Source organism: Pseudomonas sp. MLB6B (genome assembly GCF_054508135.1).
This window is the reverse complement of sequence record NZ_CP199313.1, coordinates 985,605-1,000,436: the sequence shown is the minus strand read 5'-3', so window position 1 is coordinate 1,000,436 and position 14,832 is coordinate 985,605. Positions and strand designations below refer to the sequence as shown.

The window sequence follows — 14,832 nt, the reverse complement described above, 5'->3', positions numbered from 1 at the left end:
TCAGCAGGCCGGCGACCTCAGGGTCGCCGGCATCGGCGAAACCCGGGCAGGCGTCAAATCCTGCCTATGCTGACCACTACAACAACGCACCATCGTCTCGAGGATTCGCCATGTTCTACGTCCACCGCAATGCGCGGGGCAAGCTGCAACAGGTGCAAGCCACGCCTTATGAGGGGTACACCGAGGAGTTGCCGGCCGACCATGCCGAAATTCAGGAATGGTTCTCCGACGATCAGTTGCAGAATGGCTTGAAGCAGCTCAAGCAGAGCGATCTGGACATGATCCGGGTACTGGAAGACCTCATCGAGGTTCTGACCAGCAAGGGCGTGATTCACTTGAGCGACTTGCCGCAAGGCGCACAGACCAAGCTGAATCAGCGCAAGAAGGCGCGTAAGGCACTGGGCAGCCTCACCGATCTCATAGAAGAGGATGCCGATACCGGTTTGATCTGATAACGCCTACACCGCACTGGATGACGCAGGTTCAGGCCGCCTTGGCCTGACCCGCGCCTGCGCCGCTCAACGCCAGGGCGCTGGTTCGCCCGTCAGTTGCCCCTGGATGCCTTGCACACCCATTTCCTTGAGCACCCGCCACTCGCCCTCGGTTTCGACCCGCTCGGCAATCAGCGGAATGTCGATGCTGTGGGCTGCGCGTTGAATGGCCTCGATGAACAGCTGTTTGTGCGGTTCGGTATCGATGTTGCGGATATAACCGCCATCGATTTTCAAATAGGCGAGCCCCAGGTCGGCCAAGTTGCCGATCATGCTGAAACGACCGCCGAAGCGCTGCAGGGCCACGGCGAAGCCCAAGGCGTGCAGGCGACGGGTCAGCTCTTCGAGCTTGGCCTGCTCGGGCAACTGTTCCTCGCCGATTTCCAGGGTCAGGTGAGCACCGACGGCGCTGTGCTTGCCCAGCAGGTCGAACACGCGTTGCAGGGCTACAGGATCGGTCAGGATCGCACCCGACAGGTTCAGGGCCAGCGGCTGGCGATGCTCGCGCAGGTGCTGCAGTACCTTTTCGATCACTAGCAGGTCCAGCCTGGGCGTCCAGCCGAAGCGCTCCAACCAAGGCAGGAAACGGCCAGCGGCCAGCACTTCCGCGCCGTCGTCCAGACGAGAGATGACTTTGTGATGCAGCACCCGCTCGGCATTGTCGGCGTCGACCACCGGTTGCAGGAACAGTGCGAAAAGCCCCTGGTTCAGCGCACGGTCGAGGCGTTCATGCCAAGCGTGCTGGCTGTCGGCCGCTTGTGCCGACATCCCCTGCTCCAGGCAGACCCAGCCGGGCTCGGGTTGGCTTTCTGCGCGCGCCAGGGCCTCGTCGGCCAGTTTGAGCAGTGCCTGGGGCGCATCCCCTGGACTGTAAGGGGCGACGCCGATGCAGGCGATCGGGCTGATGTCGCTGGCGCCGGTGGCATGCAAGTCCTGCAGGCTGACGGTCAGGGCCTGGGCGAGGCGAACGGCGTCTTCGTGCACCATGCCAGGGGCCAGCACAGCGAACTCACCGCCGCGGCTTCGGGTGATCAGGTCATGGGTTTCCGGGTGGCGGGCACAGGCGCGTTGCAGCTGCTGGCCGACGGCTTGCAGCAGTTGGTCGGTGCGCTGCCCACCCAGGCGCAGGTTCAGGCCACTGAGGTCCATGACCCTCAACAACAGCAGATAACCAGCACGGGTCTCTTCGAGGTTGCTGACCTTCGCCGCCAGCTGCATCTCGAAGTAACGCCGGTTGGCCAGGCCTGTGAGGCTGTCCTGATACGATTCGGCATGCAGCTTCTCACTGCGCTCGGCTTGCTCGGCGAACAGCGCCTTGAGCTTTTCCACCATGAGGTTGGTGGCCAGCACCACGCGGCGCAGTTCGGGAGTACGCGGCACCGGGGAGATGCTCACCAGCTCACGACGCGCAATGGCTTGGGACTGCGCGACCATGGCATCGAGGGGCCGCAGTTGGCGACGCAGCAGTAGCGCTCCAAGCACGGCGCTGATCACGCCACATAGCAGCAGCCAGGCCAGGCTGCCCAAAGCGCTCTGCCAGAGCTTGGCCAACGCGAACATCGGGTGGCTGACCACCTCGACCCGGGCAGCCTGCTGCCAGCCGCGGCTAACGATCGCGTCGCCGCCTTCCGCGCCCAGGCCGATCAGGCTGACGAACCAGCGCGGTACACCACCACTGTCAGGCTCGGCCTGGCGTTCGACCAGAACCTTGTCGGTATCGAGGTCGATGACACGAATGCTGGCGTAGTAACCGCTGTCGAACAGCGAGCTGACAACCAGCTCGGTCATGGCCGGGTCGTCGATGTTGGGCGTCAGCGACAGCGCAAGCGCCGTAGCCGCGTCTTGTGCATGAGAGCGCAGTTGGTTCACGTATTGGCTACGCGAACTCTCCAGGCTGACGATGAAGCTGCCGCTGAAAGCGATCAGCAGAAACAGGCAGATTGCCAACAGCAGTTGTTTGAACAGGGACATCCGCGCTCCTTCAATCGATCGAGTCGGCCGCAAATCCTTCGGCCTGCATTTTCTTCAAGACATCCTGCCAGCGCGACAAGCGCTTGGTATCACCGACCTTGCGATTACCTCCCGCACCAGGTAGCCAGAGGCCCTGGGCGTTGAAGGCATACACGGGAAGCAGGTCGGGCCGCTGGCTGGCGGGTTTGATGGCGTCCATGAGACTGTCCAACACCAGGGGTTGTGCCTGGGGCGTCGAATAGTAGGTGAGTACCATGTGCGCACGGTTTTGCCGCAGTGCTTTAACGTAGGTAATGCGCAATTTTTCGCTGGGTATACCCATGTGCCGCAGGCTGAAGTATTTGGCGATCGCATAGTCTTCACAATCTCCGGCACCTTTCATCAGTGATTGCACGGGGGTGGCCCAGTAATCGGTTTCATGCCAGAGATCGATGTCTTCGACATAACGCAGCTGCCGATTGAAAAAGCTGTTGACCTGCTCCAGACGCGCCTGCTCGCTGCCTGAGCGTGGACTGTCCAGCATGGCTTGCCAGGCATCGATACGACCTTGGCCTGTGCCTAGCGGCCCATATAGCGCTTCGGCGCGGCGGCTGATCAGCGAGAAATCCCACTCCGCATGCAGCCCGCCCAGCAGCAAGCAACCTAGCAGTACGGCAAGGCCGCAACGCCGCGCGGCAACTGTGAGCATCCTGGTGATCGCCACGGGGGAGTCCATTCAAAACATCGAGTGCAGCGATGGTGCGGCCGGCCTTGCCGGAACGCAATCGCACTTAGCCACCATTATGGTGTGTTTCGATCAACGGTGGTGCTTGGGGCGGCCCTAGCTTAGCGACTAACCCTGGGTTCTAGATTCGCTCGACCCAGCATTGGTTCGTTTGCGACTTTATTTCCAGAGCTACTGCTTGGGATTTTCAAACCCGTGAAAAGACAAAACCCCTACCTGCTCACGCAGATAGGGGTTTTGTGAAATGAATCTTGACGATGACCTACTCTCACATGGGGAAACCCCACACTACCATCGGCGATGCATCGTTTCACTGCTGAGTTCGGGATGGGATCAGGTGGTTCCAATGCTCTATGGTCGTCAAGAAATTCTGTATGCGGGCCCGTCCGTAGGACGTACCCGCGAATCTCTGTAGTCTCTACTTAAAGACAAAACCCCTACCTGCATGTGCAGATAGGGGTTTTGCGAAATGAATCTTGACGATGACCTACTCTCACATGGGGAAACCCCACACTACCATCGGCGATGCATCGTTTCACTGCTGAGTTCGGGATGGGATCAGGTGGTTCCAATGCTCTATGGTCGTCAAGAAATTCGGTTGCCGGTTCGTCGTTGCCGACGTGCCAGCCAATTCGGATATGTGATGATTTGTGTGCGAATCTTCGTCGATGCGTCTTCCACCCAACCTGCGCTTGGCAGATTGCTTGGGTGTTATATGGTCAAGCCTCACGGGCAATTAGTATTGGTTAGCTCAACGCCTCACAGCGCTTACACACCCAACCTATCAACGTCGTAGTCTTCGACGGCCCTTTAGGGGATTCAAGATCCCAGTGAGATCTCATCTTGAGGCAAGTTTCCCGCTTAGATGCTTTCAGCGGTTATCTCTTCCGAACATAGCTACCCGGCAATGCCACTGGCGTGACAACCGGAACACCAGAGGTTCGTCCACTCCGGTCCTCTCGTACTAGGAGCAGCCCCTCTCAAATCTCAAACGTCCACGGCAGATAGGGACCGAACTGTCTCACGACGTTCTAAACCCAGCTCGCGTACCACTTTAAATGGCGAACAGCCATACCCTTGGGACCGGCTTCAGCCCCAGGATGTGATGAGCCGACATCGAGGTGCCAAACACCGCCGTCGATATGAACTCTTGGGCGGTATCAGCCTGTTATCCCCGGAGTACCTTTTATCCGTTGAGCGATGGCCCTTCCATACAGAACCACCGGATCACTAAGACCTACTTTCGTACCTGCTCGACGTGTGGGTCTCGCAGTCAAGCGCGCTTTTGCCTTTATACTCTACGACCGATTTCCGACCGGTCTGAGCGCACCTTCGTACTCCTCCGTTACTCTTTGGGAGGAGACCGCCCCAGTCAAACTACCCACCATACACTGTCCTCGATCCGGATGACGGACCTGAGTTAGAACCTCAAAGTTGCCAGGGTGGTATTTCAAGGATGGCTCCATGAGGACTGGCGTCCCCACTTCAAAGCCTCCCACCTATCCTACACAAGCAAATTCAAAGTCCAGTGCAAAGCTATAGTAAAGGTTCACGGGGTCTTTCCGTCTAGCCGCGGATACACTGCATCTTCACAGCGATTTCAATTTCACTGAGTCTCGGGTGGAGACAGCGCCGCCATCGTTACGCCATTCGTGCAGGTCGGAACTTACCCGACAAGGAATTTCGCTACCTTAGGACCGTTATAGTTACGGCCGCCGTTTACCGGGGCTTCGATCAAGAGCTTCGCTTGCGCTAACCCCATCAATTAACCTTCCGGCACCGGGCAGGCGTCACACCCTATACGTCCACTTTCGTGTTTGCAGAGTGCTGTGTTTTTAATAAACAGTCGCAGCGGCCTGGTATCTTCGACCGGCATGAGCTTACGGAGCAAGTCCTTCACCCTCACCGGCGCACCTTCTCCCGAAGTTACGGTGCCATTTTGCCTAGTTCCTTCACCCGAGTTCTCTCAAGCGCCTTGGTATTCTCTACCCAACCACCTGTGTCGGTTTGGGGTACGGTTCCCGATTGTCTGAAGCTTAGGAGCTTTTCTTGGAAGCATGGCATCAACCACTTCGTCGCCTAAAGGCAACTCGTCATCAGCTCTCGGCCTTGAGATCCCGGATTTGCCTAAGATCTCAGCCTACCACCTTAAACTTGGACAACCAACGCCAAGCTGGCCTAGCCTTCTCCGTCCCTCCATCGCAACAATCGCAAGTACAGGAATATTAACCTGTTTTCCATCGACTACGCTTTTCAGCCTCGCCTTAGGGACCGACTAACCCTGCGTCGATTAACGTTGCGCAGGAAACCTTGGTCTTTCGGCGTGCGAGTTTTTCACTCGCATTGTCGTTACTCATGTCAGCATTCGCACTTCTGATACCTCCAGCAAGCTTCTCAACTCACCTTCACAGGCTTACAGAACGCTCCTCTACCGCATCACCAAGAGGTGATACCCGTAGCTTCGGTACCTGGTTTGAGCCCCGTTACATCTTCCGCGCAGGCCGACTCGACTAGTGAGCTATTACGCTTTCTTTAAAGGGTGGCTGCTTCTAAGCCAACCTCCTAGCTGTCTAAGCCTTCCCACATCGTTTCCCACTTAACCAGGATTTTGGGACCTTAGCTGACGGTCTGGGTTGTTTCCCTTTTCACGACGGACGTTAGCACCCGCCGTGTGTCTCCCATGCTCGGCACTTGTAGGTATTCGGAGTTTGCATCGGTTTGGTAAGTCGGGATGACCCCCTAGCCGAAACAGTGCTCTACCCCCTACAGTGATACATGAGGCGCTACCTAAATAGCTTTCGAGGAGAACCAGCTATCTCCGAGCTTGATTAGCCTTTCACTCCGATCCACAGGTCATCCGCTAACTTTTCAACGGTAGTCGGTTCGGTCCTCCAGTCAGTGTTACCTAACCTTCAACCTGCCCATGGATAGATCGCCCGGTTTCGGGTCTATACCCAGCGACTAAACGCCCTATTAAGACTCGCTTTCGCTACGCCTCCCCTATTCGGTTAAGCTCGCCACTGAATATAAGTCGCTGACCCATTATACAAAAGGTACGCAGTCACCTAACAAAGTAGGCTCCCACTGCTTGTACGCATACGGTTTCAGGATCTATTTCACTCCCCTCTCCGGGGTTCTTTTCGCCTTTCCCTCACGGTACTGGTTCACTATCGGTCAGTCAGTAGTATTTAGCCTTGGAGGATGGTCCCCCCATATTCAGACAAAGTTTCTCGTGCTCCGTCCTACTCGATTTCATTGACAAGAGATTTTCGTGTACGGGGCTATCACCCACTATGGCCGCACTTTCCAGAGCGTTCCACTAATCTCAAACCAACTTAAGGGCTGGTCCCCGTTCGCTCGCCACTACTAAGGGAATCTCGGTTGATTTCTTTTCCTCAGGGTACTTAGATGTTTCAGTTCCCCTGGTTCGCCTCTTGCACCTATGTATTCAGTACAAGATAACCAGCTTGTGCTGGCTGGGTTCCCCCATTCAGAGATCTCTGGATCACAGTCTGTTTGCCGACTCCCCAAAGCTTTTCGCAGGCTACCACGTCTTTCATCGCCTCTGACTGCCAAGGCATCCACCGTATGCGCTTCTTCACTTGACCATATAACCCCAAGCAATCTGGTTATACTGTGAAGACGACATTCGCCGAAAATTCGCAATTTGCGCTTACGCGCAGAACTCACAAATTTTACCTTAGCCTGATCACCACCAGTGAAAGTGGCCATCAGTCTATTTCTATCACATATCCGAATTTTTAAAGAACGATCTGACAAAAGTCAGAAATCAACATTCAGCGCACTCAAACCGTGAGTGGAATGTTCATTTCTAAGTTCTGAACAGGCAAACGATGCTAAAAGGTGGTGGAGCCAAGCGGGATCGAACCGCTGACCTCCTGCGTGCAAGGCAGGCGCTCTCCCAGCTGAGCTATGGCCCCGTGTGTCGTAGCGTCTAGCCGCACCATGAAATGGTAGGTCTGGGCAGATTTGAACTGCCGACCTCACCCTTATCAGGGGTGCGCTCTAACCAACTGAGCTACAGACCTATAACAGGGTCGCGTTACAGCATCGTCTTCGTACAATGAATCAAGCAATTCGTGTGGGAGCTCATCAGCAGGCTGATGTCGTCGATTAAGGAGGTGATCCAGCCGCAGGTTCCCCTACGGCTACCTTGTTACGACTTCACCCCAGTCATGAATCACACCGTGGTAACCGTCCTCCCGAAGGTTAGACTAGCTACTTCTGGTGCAACCCACTCCCATGGTGTGACGGGCGGTGTGTACAAGGCCCGGGAACGTATTCACCGTGACATTCTGATTCACGATTACTAGCGATTCCGACTTCACGCAGTCGAGTTGCAGACTGCGATCCGGACTACGATCGGTTTTGTGAGATTAGCTCCACCTCGCGGCTTGGCAACCCTCTGTACCGACCATTGTAGCACGTGTGTAGCCCAGGCCGTAAGGGCCATGATGACTTGACGTCATCCCCACCTTCCTCCGGTTTGTCACCGGCAGTCTCCTTAGAGTGCCCACCATGATGTGCTGGTAACTAAGGACAAGGGTTGCGCTCGTTACGGGACTTAACCCAACATCTCACGACACGAGCTGACGACAGCCATGCAGCACCTGTGTCAGAGTTCCCGAAGGCACCAATCCATCTCTGGAAAGTTCTCTGCATGTCAAGGCCTGGTAAGGTTCTTCGCGTTGCTTCGAATTAAACCACATGCTCCACCGCTTGTGCGGGCCCCCGTCAATTCATTTGAGTTTTAACCTTGCGGCCGTACTCCCCAGGCGGTCAACTTAATGCGTTAGCTGCGCCACTAAAATCTCAAGGATTCCAACGGCTAGTTGACATCGTTTACGGCGTGGACTACCAGGGTATCTAATCCTGTTTGCTCCCCACGCTTTCGCACCTCAGTGTCAGTATCAGTCCAGGTGGTCGCCTTCGCCACTGGTGTTCCTTCCTATATCTACGCATTTCACCGCTACACAGGAAATTCCACCACCCTCTACCATACTCTAGCTTGCCAGTTTTGGATGCAGTTCCCAGGTTGAGCCCGGGGATTTCACATCCAACTTAACAAACCACCTACGCGCGCTTTACGCCCAGTAATTCCGATTAACGCTTGCACCCTCTGTATTACCGCGGCTGCTGGCACAGAGTTAGCCGGTGCTTATTCTGTCGGTAACGTCAAAACAACCAGGTATTCGCTGACTGCCCTTCCTCCCAACTTAAAGTGCTTTACAATCCGAAGACCTTCTTCACACACGCGGCATGGCTGGATCAGGCTTTCGCCCATTGTCCAATATTCCCCACTGCTGCCTCCCGTAGGAGTCTGGACCGTGTCTCAGTTCCAGTGTGACTGATCATCCTCTCAGACCAGTTACGGATCGTCGCCTTGGTGAGCCATTACCTCACCAACAAGCTAATCCGACCTAGGCTCATCTGATAGCGCAAGGCCCGAAGGTCCCCTGCTTTCTCCCGTAGGACGTATGCGGTATTAGCGTTCCTTTCGAAACGTTGTCCCCCACTACCAGGCAGATTCCTAGGCATTACTCACCCGTCCGCCGCTGAATCGAAGAGCAAGCTCTTCTCATCCGCTCGACTTGCATGTGTTAGGCCTGCCGCCAGCGTTCAATCTGAGCCATGATCAAACTCTTCAGTTCAATACTGCTTGGGTTTTTAAGAAACCCTAAACTTGGCTCAGCAATCTCAAATGACTATGTGATTTCTCGCATGGTCACTTGTGATGCTGATAATCTTGGTGACTATCAGTCCGTACTCACAAGCACCCACACGAATTGCTTGATTCAAATTGTTAAAGAGCGGTTGGTTGAGCCTTTCGTCTCAACCGAGGCGCGCATTCTACGCTGTCCTCAGTGTCTGTCAAGTGTTTATTTTGAAGTGTTTTGCGAGAATCTCGTTCAACTTCAACCACTTGGCTCGCTGCGATCTCTCGTAGCGGGAGGCGAATCATACAGCGTTACAACCTGCTGTCAACTGCCTTTTTCACCGCTGCCGATCAGAAGATCGAAGCGCTTCCAGCCTTCAGAAAACGTTCAACTCATTGAATCTCAAGGAGTTTTCCGCTCCGTTTGCCCCGGAATTGGTGCGCAGTATAAAGAGATCTGGCGAGGGGTCAAGGGCTTATTTGAAATAAATGACATTTACTCTCCAGACCGTCAAAACCCTTCTATATAACAGCCGCCACCTTGAGCTCGGCCAGTTCGCCAGTCTGCAAACCCAGTACGTCACTCAACACCGACTCGGTATGCTCGCCCAACAAAGGGGGGGCGCGACGATACTCCACCGGCGTCTCGGACAAGCGAATCGGGCTGGCCACCTGCGGCACCTCTCCGCCCAACGCATGGGGCAGGTTCATGGCCAGCCCTCGCGCAATCACCTGCGGATCTTTGAATACCCCTTCCAGGTCATTGATCGGCCCACAGGGCACCCCTGCACGCTCCAGCTGCTCGACCCACTGCGCCGTGGTCTTGAACACCGTCGCTTGCCGAATCAGCGGAATCAGCTCAGCCCGGTGGGCGACGCGCAAGGCATTGCTATGGAACCGTGGGTCGTCGGCCCACTGCGGCTGCCCTGCCACCTCGGCGAACTTGCGGAACTGCCCATCGTTGCCCACCGTCAGGATGAAATCGCCATCGGCCGTAGGAAAGTCCTGATAAGGAACGATGTTCGGGTGGGCATTACCCAAGCGTTGCGGTGCATTGCCCGTGGTCAGATAATTCATGGCCTGGTTGGCCAGGCACGCGACCTGCACATCGAGCAGCGCCATGTCGATGCACTGGCCGATCCCGGTCTGCTCGCGGTGCGCCAAGGCGGCCAGAATCGCGGACGTCGAGTAAAGCCCTGTAAGAATGTCGGTCAGCGCTACCCCTACTTTCACCGGGCCCGCTCCGGCTTCACCCTGCGGCCGCCCGGTGAGGCTCATCAATCCACCCAAGCCCTGGATCATGAAATCGTAGCCCGCGCGCTTGGCATAGGGCCCTGTCTGGCCGAACCCTGTAATGGAGCAATAGATGAGCTTGGGGTTGATCGTTTTGAGGCTCTCGTAGTCCAGCCCATAGGCTGACAGCCCGCCTACCTTGAAATTTTCGATGACGACATCCGACTTGGCCGCCAAGGCCCGCACCAGCGCCTGGCCTTGCGCCTGAGTGAAGTCGATGGTCACCGAACGCTTGTTGCGATTGGCCGCAAGGTAGTAAGCCGCTTCGCCCGTGCTGCGTCCGTCGGCACCCTTCAGGAAGGGCGGCCCCCAGGCGCGGGTGTCGTCACCCTTGCCTGGCCGCTCTACCTTGATGACGTCTGCCCCGAGGTCGGCGAGAATCTGCCCGGCCCAAGGCCCGGCCAGTACCCGCGACAGGTCCAGTACCCGTACATGCGATAGCGCGCCCATACCCTGCACCTCTATCAATAGAACGCCTGGATACCGGTCTGCGCCCGCCCCAGGATCAGCGCATGGATGTCATGGGTGCCTTCATAGGTGTTGACCACCTCCAGGTTGACCAGGTGACGCGCCACGCCGAACTCGTCCGAGATGCCGTTGCCACCGAGCATGTCACGCGCCAGCCGCGCGATGTCCAGCGCCTTGCCGCAGGAGTTGCGCTTCATGATCGAGGTGATCTCCACTGCCGCCGTGCCTTCATCCTTCATCCGCCCCAAACGCAGACAGCCCTGCAACCCCAAGGTGATCTCGGTCTGCATGTCGGCCAGCTTCTTCTGGATCAGCTGGTTGGCCGCCAGGGGCCGGCCGAACTGCTGACGGTCGAGGGTGTACTGGCGAGCGGTGTGCCAGCAAGCCTCCGCCGCTCCCAGCGCCCCCCAGGAAATGCCGTAGCGCGCGGAATTGAGGCAGGTGAACGGGCCTTTGAGGCCGCGCACTTCGGGGAAACGGTTCTCTTCGGGCACGAACACGTTGTCCATGACGATTTCCCCCGTGATGGACGCACGCAGCCCGACCTTGCCGTGAATCGCCGGAGCGCTCAGCCCTTCCCAGCCTTTCTCCAGAACGAAACCGCGAATGTCGCCCTCGTCGTCCTTGGCCCAGACCACGAATACGTCGGCAATGGGGCTGTTGGTGATCCACATCTTCGCGCCGCTCAGGCGATAACCGCCGTCGACCTTGCGCGCCCGGGTGATCATGGCGCCTGGGTCGGACCCGTGGTTGGGCTCGGTCAGGCCGAAGCAGCCGATCCACTCCCCGCTCGCCAGCTTCGGCAGGTATTTCTGCTTCTGCGCCTCACTGCCGAATTCGTTGATCGGCACCATCACCAGGGACGACTGCACGCTCATCATCGAGCGGTAGCCTGAATCGATGCGTTCCACCTCCCGGGCGATCAGGCCATAGCACACGTAGTTGAGGCCGCTGCCGCCATAGGCTTCCGGAATCGTCGCGCCGAGCAGACCGATCTCACCCATCTCGCGGAAGATCGCGACATCGGTCCGCTCATGACGAAAGGCCTCGATCACTCGCGGAGCCAGTTTGTCTTGGGCGAACTGGAAAGCGCTGTCACGCACCATGCGTTCTTCTTCGGTGAGCTGCTGGTCGAGCAGCAACGGATCGATCCAGTTGAAATGCGCCTTGTCGGCCATGGGCGAAATCCTCAGGTATGAGAGCAATGCGGAAGTGAATTGATCCTAGGCCCGATCGGCTCATCCGACAAACCACGAATACGCACCTATCAGTGCTAATTTCTCACTTTGGAAATCGGGAGTTCTGCCCCTAAGCACCTCAAAGAGTGAGCCCAACGTACATGCGACGCACAATCCCCAGCACCACCGCCCTGATCTGCTTCGAAGCCGCCGCACGCCACGAGAGCTTCACCAAGGCGGCCTGTGAACTGTCCCTGACCCAAGGCGCCGTGTGCCGACAGATCGCGGGACTGGAAGCCTTCCTCAACGTGGAATTGTTCCGACGCTCGCAGCGCGGGGTGAAACTCAGCGAAGCCGGGCTGTCGTACAGTCGTCAAGTCGCGGCACAACTGGATGCGGTGGAGCGCGACACGCTATCGGTCATGCGCCAGCAGGGCGCGAACGTGATCGAGCTGGCCGTGGTGCCGACTTTCGGTACGCAGTGGCTGCTGCCGCGGCTGAAGGACTTCCAATCCAAGCACCCGCAAGTGACCGTCAACCTCACCAACCGCACTCGTCCCTTCCTGTTCGCCGACACCACGTTCGACGCGGCCATTTACTTCGGCGACGCCGACTGGCCAGGTGCCCAGGCGCATCGGTTGATGAGCGAGAACCCTCTGCCCGTATGCAGCCCTGACTGGCTTGGTCAGCAGAGCACGCTATCGGCGAGCGAGATTGCGACCCTGCCCTTGCTGCAGCAGACCACTCGTCCCTATGCCTGGCGACAGTGGTTCGGCTCGCTGGATCTGAGCATCGCCCAAGACCTCGCCGGCCCGCGTTACGAATTGTTTTCCATGCTGGCCCAGGCGGCCATGCACCACATGGGGATTGCGCTGATTCCGCCTTTCCTCATTCAGCGCGAATTGCTGGAGGGCAGGTTGGTGATCGCTCACCAGCATGCGCTGACTAGCGACAAGGCCTACTACCTGATGATTCCCGAACGCAAGGTAGCCTCCGAATCGCTTCGCGCCTTTCGCCGATGGCTGGTCGACAACGCCACGCAGTACGAAGCTTGCAGCGCCACTCGACAGGAAACCTGACGCCGTAGGCTCGCGCCCCGCCAGAGGCACTGCTTCTATATATAGAAGCAGCGCCGGGTAGCGCTTGGCCGCTTTGCAGCCTGTAGCGAGTCGAATCGCACGTCGACGCCCCTGTGCAGCGAGCGAAACGAAGGTTTCACCTGACGAACAGCCCTCCAAACCCCACCTTTCATAGACCTTGGTCGTGGGACGGCACCCGGCGAAGGCACTAGACTGCGCATCTTGCTTGAGTAGCCTGAGAAAAAATCCATGTACCGTGATCGTATTCGCTTGTCCTCCCTGCACGGCAAAGTAATGAGTGCAGCCGACGCCGCTGGCCTGATCGAAGACGGCATGACCGTCGGCATGAGCGGCTTCACCCGCGCCGGCGAGGCCAAGGCCGTGCCCCATGCACTGGCCGAGCGCGCGCGCCACTCGCCGTTGCAGATCAGCCTGATGACCGGCGCCAGCCTGGGCAACGACCTCGACAAGCAACTCACCGAAGCCGGTGTGCTGGCCCGGCGCATGCCGTTCCAGGTCGACAGCACCCTGCGCCGCGCGATCAACGACGGCAAGGTCATGTTCATCGACCAGCACCTGTCCGAAACCGTGGAGCAGCTGCGCAACCAGCAGCTCAAGCTGCCGGACATCGCCGTCATCGAGGCGGTGGCGATTACCGAGCAGGGGCATATCGTGCCGACCACCTCGGTGGGCAACTCGGCCAGCTTCGCCATTTTCGCCAAGCGTGTGATCGTCGAGATCAACCTGTCGCACAACCCCAATCTGGAAGGGCTGCACGACATTTACATTCCGACCTATCGGCCCACCCGCACGCCGATTCCACTGATCAAGGTCGACGACCGCATCGGCAGCCGCGCCATCCCCATCGACCCGGCCAAGATCGTCGGCATCGTCATCAGCAACCAGCCCGACTCGCCGTCCACCGTGCTGCCGCCGGATCACGAAACCCAAGGCATCGCCGACCACCTGATCGCCTTCCTCAAGCAGGAAGTGGACGCCGGGCGCATGACCAACCGCCTCGGCCCGCTGCAGGCCGGCATCGGCAGCATCGCCAACGCAGTGATGTGCGGCCTGATCGACTCGCCCTTCGATGACCTGACCATGTACTCCGAAGTGCTGCAGGACTCCACCTTCGACTTGATCGACGCCGGCAAGATGAGCTTCGCCTCCGGTAGCTCCATCACCCTGTCCGAACGGCGCAACGCGGATGTGTTCGGCAACCTGGAGCGCTACAAGGACAAACTGGTGCTGCGCCCGCAGGAGATCTCCAACCATCCGGAAGTGGTGCGGCGCCTGGGCATCATCGGGATCAACACGGCACTGGAGTTCGACATCTACGGCAACGTCAACTCCACCCACGTATGCGGCACGCGGATGATGAACGGCATCGGCGGCTCGGGCGACTTCGCCCGCAACGCGCACCTGGCCATCTTCGTCACCAAGTCGATCGCCAAAGGCGGTGCCATTTCCAGCGTGGTGCCGATGGTCAGCCATGTCGACCACACCGAACATGACGTCGATATCCTGGTCACCGAACAAGGCCTGGCCGACCTGCGTGGCCTGGCACCGCGCGAGCGGGCGCGGGTCATCATCGACAACTGCGTACACCCGGACTACCGCGCTGCTCTGGACGACTACTTCACCCGTGCCTGCGCGCGCGGCGGGCATACCCCGCACATCCTGCGCGAGGCGTTGAGCTGGCATGAGAACCTCGAAGCAGGTGGGCGGATGCTCGCAGTGTAGCCGCACCGTCGAAGGAGCAAACCCGCCCGAGATGCCGAAACCTAAGCGGCATGTTTGGCGGGTTTTGTTTTGTTGATGACTGTACGCCTCGATCCATAAAAAACTGTTCTACTGTACTGCCGGACAAGGAGATAAACGCTATTCATAGCAAGCAACGAAAGTAGTTTTGCACTCTATCAGTGCAGACCAGTACAGTTGTGCCGTTTTC

The 14,832-nt window shown here is 57.9% G+C and carries 7 protein-coding genes, 2 tRNA genes and 4 rRNA genes; 3 read left to right on the top strand and 10 right to left on the bottom strand.

Going from position 1 to position 14,832, the window contains the following annotated elements:
* Positions 1–110 precede the first annotated feature (110 nt).
* A complete protein-coding gene (locus ACSMEV_RS04335; RefSeq protein ID WP_459207394.1) occupies positions 111–452 on the top strand; it encodes a tryptophan synthase subunit beta in 342 nt (113 codons plus the stop codon).
* 66 nt (positions 453–518) lie between these two features.
* Here ACSMEV_RS04335 and lapD read toward each other — a convergent pair whose 3' ends face one another.
* The 10 genes from lapD to ACSMEV_RS04285 form a co-directional block, all read right to left on the bottom strand.
* Complete coding sequence (gene lapD, locus ACSMEV_RS04330; protein ID WP_459207393.1) at positions 519–2,462, bottom strand: cyclic di-GMP receptor LapD; 1,944 nt, start codon at positions 2,460–2,462, stop codon at positions 519–521.
* A 10-nt stretch (positions 2,463–2,472) separates the two neighbouring features.
* Positions 2,473–3,177, bottom strand: a complete 705-nt coding sequence (gene lapG / locus ACSMEV_RS04325) for a cysteine protease LapG (protein ID WP_459207392.1) — start codon at positions 3,175–3,177, stop codon at positions 2,473–2,475.
* A 258-nt stretch (positions 3,178–3,435) separates the two neighbouring features.
* Positions 3,436–3,551: ribosomal RNA gene (rrf, locus tag ACSMEV_RS04320) — 5S ribosomal RNA — on the bottom strand.
* 109 nt (positions 3,552–3,660) lie between these two features.
* Positions 3,661–3,776, bottom strand: a 5S ribosomal RNA gene (gene rrf / locus ACSMEV_RS04315).
* Between the two features lie 125 nt (positions 3,777–3,901).
* Positions 3,902–6,794, bottom strand: a 23S ribosomal RNA gene (locus ACSMEV_RS04310).
* 257 nt (positions 6,795–7,051) lie between these two features.
* A tRNA-Ala gene (locus ACSMEV_RS04305) sits at positions 7,052–7,127 on the bottom strand.
* 31 nt (positions 7,128–7,158) lie between these two features.
* Positions 7,159–7,235, bottom strand: a tRNA-Ile gene (locus ACSMEV_RS04300).
* Between the two features lie 86 nt (positions 7,236–7,321).
* Positions 7,322–8,858, bottom strand: a 16S ribosomal RNA gene (locus ACSMEV_RS04295).
* Together the 16S, 23S and 5S rRNA genes with 2 tRNA genes alongside form the textbook arrangement of a ribosomal RNA operon.
* Positions 8,859–9,385: 527 nt before the next feature.
* Complete coding sequence (locus ACSMEV_RS04290) at positions 9,386–10,606, bottom strand: CaiB/BaiF CoA transferase family protein (protein WP_459207391.1); 1,221 nt, start codon at positions 10,604–10,606, stop codon at positions 9,386–9,388.
* Positions 10,607–10,620: 14 nt separating this feature from the next.
* Positions 10,621–11,802 carry an acyl-CoA dehydrogenase gene (locus ACSMEV_RS04285; RefSeq protein ID WP_459207390.1) on the bottom strand — a complete coding sequence of 394 codons (1,182 nt, stop codon included), beginning with the start codon at positions 11,800–11,802 and terminating at the stop codon, positions 10,621–10,623.
* A 161-nt stretch (positions 11,803–11,963) separates the two neighbouring features.
* On the opposite strand from ACSMEV_RS04285, the gene ACSMEV_RS04280 reads away from it, so the two are divergent.
* Positions 11,964–12,881, top strand: coding sequence for a LysR family transcriptional regulator (locus ACSMEV_RS04280; RefSeq protein ID WP_459207389.1), 918 nt, complete (start codon positions 11,964–11,966; stop codon positions 12,879–12,881).
* Positions 12,882–13,130: 249 nt separating this feature from the next.
* Positions 13,131–14,624: an acetyl-CoA hydrolase/transferase family protein gene (locus ACSMEV_RS04275; RefSeq protein WP_459207388.1), complete on the top strand. Its 1,494-nt coding sequence runs from the start codon at positions 13,131–13,133 to the stop codon at positions 14,622–14,624.
* Positions 14,625–14,832 lie beyond the last annotated feature (208 nt).